Genomic DNA, 11,592 nt, shown 5'->3' with positions numbered 1-11,592 from the left:
CACCCATGCAAAAAGGAAAATTTATTACTGTCGATGGCGTAGAAGGTGCAGGAAAAAGCACGCAAATTAATTTTATTTGTCAACATTTAAAAGGCAAAGGCATTAATGTTATTTTGACCCGTGAACCAGGCGGTACAGAAATTAGCGAAAAAATCCGTGAGTTGCTACTCAGCACTGATTCAAAAATGCATTCAGACACTGAATTACTCTTAATGTTTGCCGCTAGAAACGAGCATATTTATTCAAAAATCTTGCCAACTTTAGAAACAGGTGATTGGGTATTAAGTGACAGATTTACCGATGCTTCTTACGCTTACCAAGGCGGAGGTCGTGGTTTAGACATTAACCGCATTGCCCAGCTAGAGAAATGGGTGGTGCAAGGCTTTACTCCTGATATGACTTTGCTTTTAGATGTGCCTGTTGATATCGGTATGCAGCGTGTGGAATCTAGAGGTGCAAAAGACCGCATAGAGCAAGAAAACCTTGATTTTTTCAACCGTGTGCGTGAGGCTTATATTGCCCGTTCCGAACAATATCCTCAGCGCATTAAATTAATTAATGCATCGGAATCTGTTGATAATACTTCCAATCAAATTCAAGCAATTTTAAATACCTTATGATACTTCCTTGGCACCAAACTGCATTTGTAAAACTCAAACAAATGATTGAGCAAAACCATTTGCCACACGCCTTGTTAATTACAGGCGTGGAAAAAATTGGCAAGTTTGATTTAATGCAGTCATTAGTGAGTATTTTGTTAAATGATGATGAAGTTATTTGCAAAGATAATGTCAAAGAAGACCTTGATCATCCTGTTTTAATCAGGCGTTCTAATTATCCAAATATGATTTATTGCCGTGCGGGCGAACTCAACCCAACTACTAAAAATCGTTCTAAAGAAATTCGTATTGACCAAGTGCGTGAATTTTGCGATGTGCTGAATAAAACAGCAGATACATTACAAATTGGGGTTATTTATTATGCTGACCAAATGAATAATGCAGCGGCGAATAGTTTGCTCAAAACTTTGGAAGAACCAAGAGAAAACACGCTGATTATTTTATTGGCACATAATGTCAAAAATTTACCAGCAACCGTTATTTCTCGTTGTCAAAGTGTGCATATTAGCCCCGCTTATGATGAAGCAACACAGGCGTGGATTGCACAAAATATTGAACATAAAGAAGATTTTGATATTCCCCATTTATTAGAAACCACACATGGTGTGCCGTTTAAAGTGCTTGAAGAATTGGCAGGTGATGGTTTTATGCATTATCAACATTGGCAAGACCAATTGCTAAAACTGGCTATTCATCCGATGATGATTAGTCAAATGGAAGATTTTGAAGGTAATGAAGTGGCAGTGCTCAATTGTTTGCAACATTTGATTATTGAGGGCATTCGCCTCAAATCCCTTAAACACGAAGGCGGTTTGGTTGAGTTGAATCAAATTATTAGTCTAACAAAAATCGCATTTTTGTTTAAATTATTATACGATATTCAAAATGCCATTAACCTATCAAAAACTTCGGTTAATATAAAATTATTATTGGATAATGTGCTGATTGTGTGGTCGCATATCACTCATCTAAAAACTTACCCACAAATTTCAAGAGGATAAAAAATGACAAAATCAGAACAACTGTTTAGCGAAGCACAGGACTACATTCCAGGCGGTGTTAATTCCCCAGTGCGTGCATTTAAAGGCGTGGGTGGCACACCGATTTTTTTCACCAAAGGCGAAGGAGCGTATTTGTTTGACGCTGATGGCAATCAGTATATTGACTATGTCGCATCATGGGGGCCGATGATTTTAGGGCATGCCAATCAAGTCGTGGTTGATGCCGTGAAAGACACCTTGGAAAAAGGCTTGGGCTTTGGTGCACCGACTGAAATTGAAACCACTTTGGCAAAAAAAGTCTGTGCAATGATGCCCTCTATTGAGCTGGTGCGAATGGTCAGTTCAGGTACAGAAGCCACAATGAGTGCCATTCGTTTGGCGCGTGGGCATACAGGCAGAGATAAAATTATCAAATTTGAAGGCTGTTACCATGGGCATTCAGACTCGTTATTAGTCAAAGCAGGTTCCGGTGCTTTGACACTCGGTGTGCCAACTTCTCCCGGCGTGCCAGCAGATTTTGCCAAATATACACTGACTTTAGAATACAACAACATTAACCAAGTGCGTGAAGTATTAAGTGAAACAGGCGAAGAGATTGCTTGTATTATTGTTGAACCAGTGGCAGGCAATATGAATTGTATTCCACCTGTTAAAGGTTTTTTACAAGGCTTGCGTGATTTATGCGATGAGCATGGCGTCCTCTTAATTTTTGACGAAGTAATGACAGGTTTCCGTGTTGCAAAAGGCGGTGCACAGGAAAAATTTGGCGTTAAACCCGACCTGACTACTCTTGGAAAAGTCATCGGTGGAGGTTTACCCGTCGGTGCATTTGGCGGAAAACGAGCAATTATGCAATCCATTGCCCCTCTTGGGCCTGTTTATCAAGCTGGCACACTCTCAGGTAATCCAATGTCAATGTCAGCAGGATTGGCAATGTTAAATGCCATCGATTCGGATGAAAATATGTATCAAAATTTAGAACAAAAAGCCATAAAACTCACTAACGGCATCGTCGAAAAAGCCCGTGAAAATAACATCCCAATGACAGCAAATGTCGTCGGTGGTATGTTCGGCTTATTCTTCACTGATGCAAAATCTGTGACTAATTTTGCACAAACTTCACAATGCAATGTTAAACGCTTCAACAAATTTTTCCACTTAATGCTAGACAAAGGCATCTATCTTGCCCCCAGTGCCTACGAAGCAGGTTTTATTTCCACAGCGCATACCGACGCTGACATTGAATGCACAATCGAATTGGCTAACAACTGTTTTAAGGAATTATAAAACACGATGGCACTTGCATTATTTGACTTAGACAAAACGCTTTTAGCAGGAGACAGCGATTTTCTATGGGGTGAATTTTTGTCTGAAATCGGTGCAGTTGATGTTGACACTTATCAAGTGCAAAATCAGAAATTTTTTGACGATTATGCATGCGGAGAACTGGACATTATTGAGTATTTAGAATTTTGTCTATCAACTTTGGCAAACAATTCTGTCAAACAACTCAACAAATGGCACCAACAATTTATGGTCGAAAAAATTCAACCTATTTTTTTAGAAAAAGCCAAAAAAGTCGTTGATGCCCACAAAAAAAATGGTGATAGAGTAGTCGTAATCACTGCTACCAATTCATTCGTTACCCGTCCAATCGCACAGATTTATGGCATCGATGATTTATTAGCCACTGAGCCTGAAGTCATAGCAGGTGAATTCACAGGCAAAGTACTAGGTGAGCCATGTTTTCAAATCGGCAAAGTCCACAAACTACAACAATGGTGTGAAGAAAATAACGAAACTTTAGAGGGTGCTTATTTTTATTCCGATTCATATAATGATTTGCCATTATTAGAATTAGTTGACAATCCTGTTGTTGTGCATGGTGATGAAAAATTATTAGCCATTGCCAAACAAAAAAACTGGCAATGTATGGACTGGACTTAATTTTTAAGCTTGATTGACGCTGACGATTTTATTTCCAATCTATTGGACATTTGAGGAAATTATAAACACTATGAGAGACCTTTGCATAAATATGAATAATCATCAAAACGCCATCTTTCATCAAATTACAAACTTTTTAAAAACACCCTTAGCCCTGCTAGGAGTGGATTTAAAAAATTTCCAATTTAATAAAATCGAGAGCGTAAATTAAACTGTGTAAATCCGCCTTTTCACTCTTAACTATTTCTCGTATTTTTCCATAATCTCATCAAAAAATATACATAATTGAGGGTAAATCTCACCCCAGTTTCTAACTCTAGTTCTTTGCCATTTTTCCTGTATTTGTTGTGTTGCCAAGTATACCATTTTAAGCGCTGATCCTTGTGTTGGGAATGAGCCCTTAGATTTAGTTTTCTTCTTGATAATAGCATTTAATGATTCTATTGGGTTAGTTGTGTATATCAATGTTCTAACGCTTTGCGGATACTTAAAGAATGTTGATAGCTCACTCCAATGGTTATGCCATGATTTGGCAATATTAGGGTATTTTTTATCCCAAATATGTTTAAATTCATCTAGTGATAATAATGCCTGCTCTTCGTTTAAAGCCGTGTAAACAGCTTTTAAATCTTTAGCAACTGCCTTTGTGTCTTTCCAAGACACAAATCTTAGCGATGAGCGGATTTGGTGAACAATGCAGCGCTGAACCTCAGCTTTTGGGTAAACAGCCTCTATTGCTTTATTAAAGCCATTTAATCCATCAATAGCAAAGATTAAAACATCGTTAATACCACGCTTTTTAATATCGTTTAACACTGTGAGCCAGTACTTAGATGTTTCGTTTTCACCTATCCAAAATCCAATAATCTCTTTTTTACCTTCAAGACTTACACCCAGCATAATATACACAGCAATGTTTTTAACCACAGAATCAATCTTGATTTTAAGTACGGTAGCATCCATAAATATGATGGGATAAATCGCCTCTAAAGGACGATGCTGCCACTCATCTACCTTAACCATAATCTTCTCGGTAATGTTGGATATGGTGGTGGTAGATAGCTCATAACCATACAAATCATCAAGATGATTTTGAATGTCTCTAACGCTCATGCCTTTGGTATAAAGAGACAAGATTAAATCCTCACTGCCGTCTAAAATGACTTCACGCTTTTTGACTAGTTGTGGCTCAAAACTGGCTTGCCTATCTCTGGGGATGGCGACATCTATATTGCCATACTTGGATTTTAAAGTCTTTTTGTTATGCCCATTGCGATAATTACGACCGTCGTTATCTTTTAGTGATAACTGATTTTTTTGATAGCCAAGATGGCTTGATAGTTCTTCTTCGCTAGCAGTTTGAATAACCTCTCGCATTATGTTTTTAAATTCATCTGCGATGTTATCAAGGGAGGTAAATTCCCCTGTTTGGATTTGTCTTTTTAGTTCGTTGTGGTTGATTAAACTCATTTGTGTTTCTCCTTGTATTTTTAATGCTTTTGATTTTATAGGATCAAAAGCTTTTTAAGGATTTACACAGTTTAATTTACGCTCTCATTCTTTACCAATTGCTCAAGGTACATTTACTCAGTCTCAGCAAGAATTGTTAGATAATTTTCAAAACAAACTCACCCAAGCCGAACAAACGCTAACTCAGACCGACACAGACACCACTTTAAAACAAGCCATTGCCGAGATAAACCTTGCAACACAGGAATATGACGAGAATGGCTTTGATGTGCAAGGCTTTGATGAATACGGTGTTAATGCCCAAGGTTTTGACGAGTTTGGTAATTCTTATGCTGATAGTGAAGGTAATTACTATGGGCTGGATGAGACTTATGATGAAGAGGGTTATAACGCTTGGGGTTATGATGAGAGTGGCGTTGATGCTTTTGGTTATGACCAGTGGGGTAATTTTTATGGTGAACCTGATGACGAGTGGAGTGATGATGACGATGATGACCAAGCTCCTGCACCTGGGGATGATGGCTATGATGAAGAATTTGATAATCCTGATAATTGGGATGGCACTGATGATGACTGGGATGATGACCAAACCCTCAGCCTGGTGATGATGGTTATGACGATGAATTTGATAACCCTGATAACTGGGATGGTACTGATGACGATTGGTGGGATGATGACGACGATTGGGGCAGCGATGATGATGATTGGTGGGATGATGACGACGATTGGGGCAATGATGACAGTTCATCAGGTGGTGGCAAAGGCAAACCAGTTGTGCTTGATATGGAAGATGACGGTATTGAAATCACCGAGTTAGATAAAAATGAATCAATTACCTATTTTGATTTTGATGATGATGGTTATGTAGAGAAAACCGCTTGGACAACAGATGCAATTTTGGTTTTTGATGAAAATAACGATGGTCAGATTACCAGCTCTAGTGAAATCGCCTTTGCTAAATTAACAGAGGCTGATGACACGGATCTTCAAGCACTTAAAGCTAAATTTGACTCCAATGATGACAATATACTAAGTTCAAGTGATGCCAAGTTTAATCAATTTAAACTGTGGCAAGATAAAAACCAAAACGGTGCAGTGGATGCAGGCGAGCTTAAAACACTCACCCAAGCAGGTGTTCAATCTATCAATTTGGTTTCTGACGAGGAAAAACAAGAACTAGATGATGGCTCTGTCATCTTTGGCAAAACCACTTTTACTAAAGATGATGGCACTACTGGTGAAGTGGCTGATGTTGCTTTTAAATATAAAACTAGCGGTCATAAAATGGTTGAAACTGACAGCGGCTATGAGATGCGATTAGAACCTGATTCTAATGAGAAAGGCAGTTATTTCCACACTTCAACGGATGCACTCAATATTAACCTTAAGGATAACAATTACGATATTGTCACAGGCAATATTGGCGATGATACGCTAGACGCGTCTACCACTGATTATGCTGTACTAATATCAGGTGGCGCTGGCGATGACATATTACTAGGTGGTAGTGGAAACGACATACTCATTGGTGGTGCAGGACTTGATACCTTTAAGGCGGGTGCTGGTAATGATATGATTACGGTCAATAATGACGACACCTTAACTAGCACCTATATTGATGGTGGTAGCGGATATGACAAGTTAGTAATTAAAGGTGATAGCACTGTTAATATCAATTTAGATGAGCTGAATATAGAATCAGTTACCTTGGGCGATGGCATCTCAACAGTTACAGGTAATAGTGGTGATATCGATTACTTAATTACTGGAGGCACGAACACTGCCACTATTACCACAGCAGGTGGCAAAGACATTATTTATGGTGGCACAGTTGTTGATACTATTCATTCAGGTGCGGGCGATGATTATATTGTTGCAGGCGATGGCAATGATATTGTTAATACTGAAGCTGGTGATGATGTTATCTATGGTGGTGCTGGTAATGATACGATAAATGCGGGTAGTGGCAAGGACACCATTTACCTAGAAGGTGATTTGGATATTATCTCAGGTGGTAGCGATGCCGATACCTTTAAGCTCTCTTATCAAGACCAACAAGCAAAGTCAGGGCTGACTAACTTAATCAAGGATTTTGAGCTAGGTGTTGACACCCTTGATTTAAGCAATGTTAAAAGCCTTCGCTCAATAAATGATATTAGCATTAGTTCTGTTAATCAAAATGGCAAAACTTATGCCAAGATTGAGGTTGGACATAACAAGAACGCCATTTATTTAGAAGGCGTGAGTAGCAGTTCTTTAACTAAAGACAACTTTGAATTCTATAACCATAAGGCAATCAATCTTGCTGAGGTAACGCTCGCAACAAACGAAGACCAAAGTCTCACTATTACCTCAACACAACTCTTAGCGAACGCCATTGACTTTGATGGTGATGACTTAAGTGCGGTGAATTTATCTATTACTGGTAACAATGCCACACTAACAAATAACAATAACGGCACTTGGACACTTACTCCTAAGACTAACTTTAGTGGCAAAATTGAGTTTAGTTACCAGATTAGTGATGGCTATGAACTAACTGATACCAAAGCCAGCGTCAATATTGAAGCAGTGGCTGATAAGGTTGTGGTTGCAAATAACAGCAAGCAAGCACAGTCTTATGGACTCAATATTGAAAATGATTCTTGGGACAAAATTGGTTATCACAAATTAGTTAGTAGTTATGAGAGTTACACTATGCAAGAAGGTAGTTCTGCCTATCTATTGCAAACCACAACCAAAGCAGGTATTAGTGGAGCTAAAACTTATAGTAGCGATATTGACAGTTTCTTAACGCTTAGTGATAGCAGTGTAAAAGATGTGAGTTCTCAAGCAACTAATGGTTCCGCACTAAAGAGTAACTTTATTGTTAGTAAAGGCGATACAGTGAGTTTTCACTATATGTTTGATACCGATGATTATCAACCCTATGTAGACTTTGCTACCTATTCTATTGGCAATGAAATTTATCACTTGTCAAGCGTGGCAGATGTTGGTAATATGGGCAACTCAGGTTGGAAGGAAGTCTCTTTTGTGGCGCAAAGCTCAGGCAATCTCGGCTTTGCCGTGCTTAATCTCAAAGATGGTGCAGTTAATAGTAGCCTTTTGATTGACAATGTTGTTGTTAACGCAGAGAGTAACCAAGTACAAGTGGGTGATGTTTACAAACTACCCCTTGATTTTAATTTAGCAGATAAAGACGGCTCAGAAAGTTTAATCATCGTCATTAAAGGCTTACCGAATAGTGCAACGCTTTCTCACGGCTCACTCCTCACTAATGGTTATTGGCAACTGACCAAAGCACAATATGACAATTTAGAAATCACCTTTAGTGAAAAAAATAAAATTTACAACTTAATCGTTGATGCTATCTCAACAGAAAGCAGTAATGGCAATACTAATGTTGTTAGTCAAACTGCTCAAGTTAAAGTAAGCAGTCCAAGTGCGTTAACAGATTTAGCCTTCTCAGTAGCGGAAGATAATCTACTGGTGATTGATAAAAGTTCTATCATCAACAATATTGGTTTAAGTGATATAACTATCACCAATATTGTAAGTGAAAATTCCATCAGTTCCATTGATGAAAACGGCAATATCAAAATAGTGCCAAATGACAATTATAGTGGGATAGAAACTCTAACCTACACTGCAACTGATAGCAGTGGCAACACTTATCACAGTAATATCAATGTAGAGGTTGTTGCTAGAGCAGACAGTCCACTACTACTTATTGAGGCAAATGACTATGTATTTGATTTTGCCTCAGGCAATCTTAATAACTGGCAAACAGTTGGTGATGTTGATGTGGCGAGTAGTTATGATGGATTTAACTCAGCAGATAATGATGGCTATATGGCAAGGCTAACCACTGGATATGGTTCTGTTGACCAAAGTGTACTTGAGAGTTTTATGAATATGGGTAATGGCAAGCTGGATACCTTTAATGGCAACGCCACCAATGGCTCAGCTATGCAAACAGTGATAGATGTTAAAACAGGCGATGTGGTGTCTTTTGAATATATATTCTCAACCAATGATTATGCACCCTATAATGATTTTGCCTTAGTTAAAATTGGTGGTGATAGTTTCAAACTATCAGATGTTAATGCTGTAGGTGATTTTGGTGCATCCGATGGTTGGCAGAAATTTCAATATATCGCAACCAGTAATGGTAAGCTCAACCTTGCAGTTGCCAACCTTCTAGATACTGCAGTAAGTTCATCACTGATGATTGATAATGTGGTGATTAGCTCAAATAACACTTTAGAAGTAGCATCTAACTCAACCTTAGCATTGCCAATTACAGCAGTATTAAATGATACTGATGGCTCTGAGAGTTTGAGTATTAGTATTAAAAATCTGCCAAGTGAGATAATGCTTAACAACGGAATAAAGCAAGAAGATGGCTCTTACTTACTAAGTCAAAATGATTTAAACAATCTTCAACTCATAACAGGCGACTTTTCAGGTCATCTCAATATAGAAATTGAAGCAACATCAATAGAATCTTCAAATTCAGATACTGCAACAAGTTCTAAAGCGCTAAGTATTGATGTTGTTCAAACAGGTGATGGCTTTGATAATCAACTCATTGGCGATGGAGGTGATAATATTATTAGAGGCTTGGCAGGTGATGACACAATAACTGGCAACCAAGGAGATGATACCTTGAGTGGTGGCTTAGGCAGTGATACATTTGTCTATAGTAATAATAATGGCAATGATACGATTACTGACTTTAGTTTATTTGAAGGTGATAAATTAGACCTCTCAGATTTAGTCGATTATCAAGAGGGGCAGAATACCACTGATTTTATTAGCGTTGAAAATACGAATGGCGATAGTATTATTAGTGTTGATTCTGATGGTGTTGGTATTGGTGAGAGTTATGTGAATATTACACTATCTAATACTAGTCTATCATTTGAAGACTTATCTAATGCTAATGCTTTGATTGTGCTTTAAGTGTTGAATGTTTACTAGGTTGTTGTTATGAAAAGCAAGAATAATCACAAAATAAGCATCTCTTTGGCAAAAGTTGGTGACAAAGATACATTGATGAAATTAGCACAACAAGTCCATCACGAGAGTGTTTTTGCTGATATGCCGTTTAGCAGAGTTAAGTTTAGTGCATTTTATGACAAGATTATTAGTAAAAAGGCAATATGCTTAGTCGCTCGTATTGGTGATGAGATTGTTGGTTTTATTTACGCAACACTTGGTAGTTACTTTATTGCCGATTCACGCCCTATAGCAACTGTTAGCGTTATCTATATTAAGAAACAAATTCGCGATACATTAGCAGGTGGAAAAGTCGCTATGCGTTTAGTTAAGTCTGCAAAGAAATTTGCCAAAGATCATGGTGTGTCTCATTTATTATTTCATGTAACATCAGGCATCAGTATTGCCAATACTGATAGATTTTTTAGAAAAATAGGGGCAAAAACTTTAGGGGGTAATTATGCATTCAAGTTATAAAAGCCCTTAACCAAAGAAGTACGAGTTAATAACTCCAAGTCTTTTATTGCTTAAATTAATTACTTCGCCGATAGCTAATCACCTCAGTAAGATGTTGGGTGTTAACGCTGTCTGAGTTATCTAAGTCTGCAATGGTTCTAGCGACTTTGAGGATACGGTGGTAGGCTCTGGCTGAAAGGTTGAATTTATCAATTGCCATTTCTAATAATTGCTTATTGTCTTTGTCTAGTTTAATGAGTTTGTCAATTTTATCAGGAATGAGTTTGTCATTGATTTTTCCTTGTCTCTTAATTTGTTTATTGTAGGCTTTTAACACTCTTTCTCGTATAACTTCACTTGACTCTGCGCTACTATTGGTTTGTTCAAGTAGTGCCTCTTTAGGCAGTGGTGGCACAGTAAGCACCATGTCAATTCTGTCAAGTAATGGACCTGATATTTTGTTTTTATACCGGTCAATTTGGTCTTCGGTGCAATGGCATTTTGATGTGCCATCGCCATAATACCCACAGGGGCATAGTTTCATTGCCTTGTTGCCGTTTCTTGTATTTACCGTTCCAAAGCCTATTGTAGGAATGCCCAAAGAATTAATCACACTGGGCGACCATATTAAAAAAAAGGTTGGAAAATATACAAACTCAAAAAGATGTTGGGAAAATCATAGGAACTGATAATTTTACTATAGTTAATTGGGAAAAGAATAGCACAAAAAACATACCTGCAAAATACTATCCTAAAATAATGGAGTTTTTAAATTACTGTCCCTTAACTCAAAATATTAAAAATATTAAAAACAAAAATGCACCAAAAACATTAGCCAAAAAAATTAAACTCCACAGACTCCACCAAGGACTTAATCAAAAACAATTTGCTCACCTGCTAAAAGTTGATTCAACCACGGTTAAGTTTTGGGAGGGTGGAGAAAGAAAACCTTCGGAAAAAATGGTCGAGAAATTACGACATTTACGGCTTTTATAAAAACTTTGAACTTGACATTTTTTATAAAAAATTTTAAAAAAATACTTGCAAAAAAAACTGGTTATAATTGGAAAATTGTAATTCAAAAAAATGAGGCTAAC

10 protein-coding genes are annotated in these 11,592 nt (G+C 37.7%); 8 read left to right on the top strand and 2 right to left on the bottom strand.

Annotated features, from left to right (window positions below):
• Positions 1–5: 5 nt before the first annotated feature.
• Genes tmk through AB8525_RS03800 form a run of 4 tightly spaced genes read left to right on the top strand, consistent with a single transcriptional unit; the run spans position 6 to position 3,568 of the window.
• Positions 6–620 (top strand): dTMP kinase, encoded by a 615-nt coding sequence (gene tmk / locus AB8525_RS03815; RefSeq protein ID WP_369178719.1) that lies wholly within the window; start codon positions 6–8, stop codon positions 618–620.
• Positions 617–1,621, top strand: a complete 1,005-nt coding sequence (locus tag AB8525_RS03810) for a DNA polymerase III subunit delta' (protein ID WP_369178717.1) — start codon at positions 617–619, stop codon at positions 1,619–1,621. Before tmk ends, AB8525_RS03810 begins: the two co-directional genes overlap by 4 nt.
• A gap of 3 nt (positions 1,622–1,624) precedes the next feature.
• Entirely contained in the window at positions 1,625–2,908 is a 1,284-nt protein-coding gene (hemL, locus tag AB8525_RS03805) for a glutamate-1-semialdehyde 2,1-aminomutase (protein ID WP_369178715.1), read from the top strand.
• 6 nt (positions 2,909–2,914) lie between these two features.
• On the top strand, positions 2,915–3,568 hold the full coding sequence (locus AB8525_RS03800) for an HAD family hydrolase (RefSeq protein WP_369178713.1): 654 nt from the start codon (positions 2,915–2,917) through the stop codon (positions 3,566–3,568).
• A gap of 240 nt (positions 3,569–3,808) precedes the next feature.
• Here AB8525_RS03800 and AB8525_RS03795 read toward each other — a convergent pair whose 3' ends face one another.
• Complete coding sequence (locus tag AB8525_RS03795) at positions 3,809–5,038, bottom strand: IS256 family transposase (protein WP_369150210.1); 1,230 nt, start codon at positions 5,036–5,038, stop codon at positions 3,809–3,811.
• A gap of 133 nt (positions 5,039–5,171) precedes the next feature.
• On the opposite strand from AB8525_RS03795, the gene AB8525_RS03790 reads away from it, so the two are divergent.
• From AB8525_RS03790 to AB8525_RS03780, 3 genes are all read left to right on the top strand, one after another.
• Positions 5,172–5,855: a hypothetical protein gene (locus AB8525_RS03790; RefSeq protein ID WP_369178711.1), complete on the top strand. Its 684-nt coding sequence runs from the start codon at positions 5,172–5,174 to the stop codon at positions 5,853–5,855.
• Positions 5,822–10,003, top strand: coding sequence for a tandem-95 repeat protein (locus tag AB8525_RS03785; protein WP_369179007.1), 4,182 nt, complete (start codon positions 5,822–5,824; stop codon positions 10,001–10,003). The genes AB8525_RS03790 and AB8525_RS03785 overlap by 34 nt, the downstream gene beginning before the upstream one ends.
• A 93-nt stretch (positions 10,004–10,096) precedes the next feature.
• A complete protein-coding gene (locus tag AB8525_RS03780; protein ID WP_369178291.1) occupies positions 10,097–10,516 on the top strand; it encodes an N-acetyltransferase family protein in 420 nt (139 codons plus the stop codon).
• A gap of 55 nt (positions 10,517–10,571) precedes the next feature.
• Here the strand turns inward: AB8525_RS03780 and AB8525_RS03775 are convergent, their stop codons facing one another.
• The gene (locus AB8525_RS03775) at positions 10,572–11,108 is read right to left on the bottom strand and encodes an ATP-binding protein (protein ID WP_369178289.1); all 537 of its coding nucleotides are present in this window, start codon (positions 11,106–11,108) and stop codon (positions 10,572–10,574) included.
• 26 nt (positions 11,109–11,134) lie between these two features.
• Here AB8525_RS03775 and AB8525_RS03770 point away from each other — a divergent pair, with 26 nt between their 5' ends.
• Complete coding sequence (locus AB8525_RS03770) at positions 11,135–11,491, top strand: multiprotein-bridging factor 1 family protein (protein ID WP_369150205.1); 357 nt, start codon at positions 11,135–11,137, stop codon at positions 11,489–11,491.
• Positions 11,492–11,592: the final 101 nt, after the last annotated feature.

Origin of the sequence: Candidatus Thiodubiliella endoseptemdiera (assembly GCF_964212635.1) — a bacterium.
Classification (GTDB): Bacteria; Pseudomonadota; Gammaproteobacteria; order PS1; family Pseudothioglobaceae; genus Thiodubiliella; species Thiodubiliella endoseptemdiera.
This window is presented reverse-complemented; position numbering and strand designations above follow the sequence as displayed.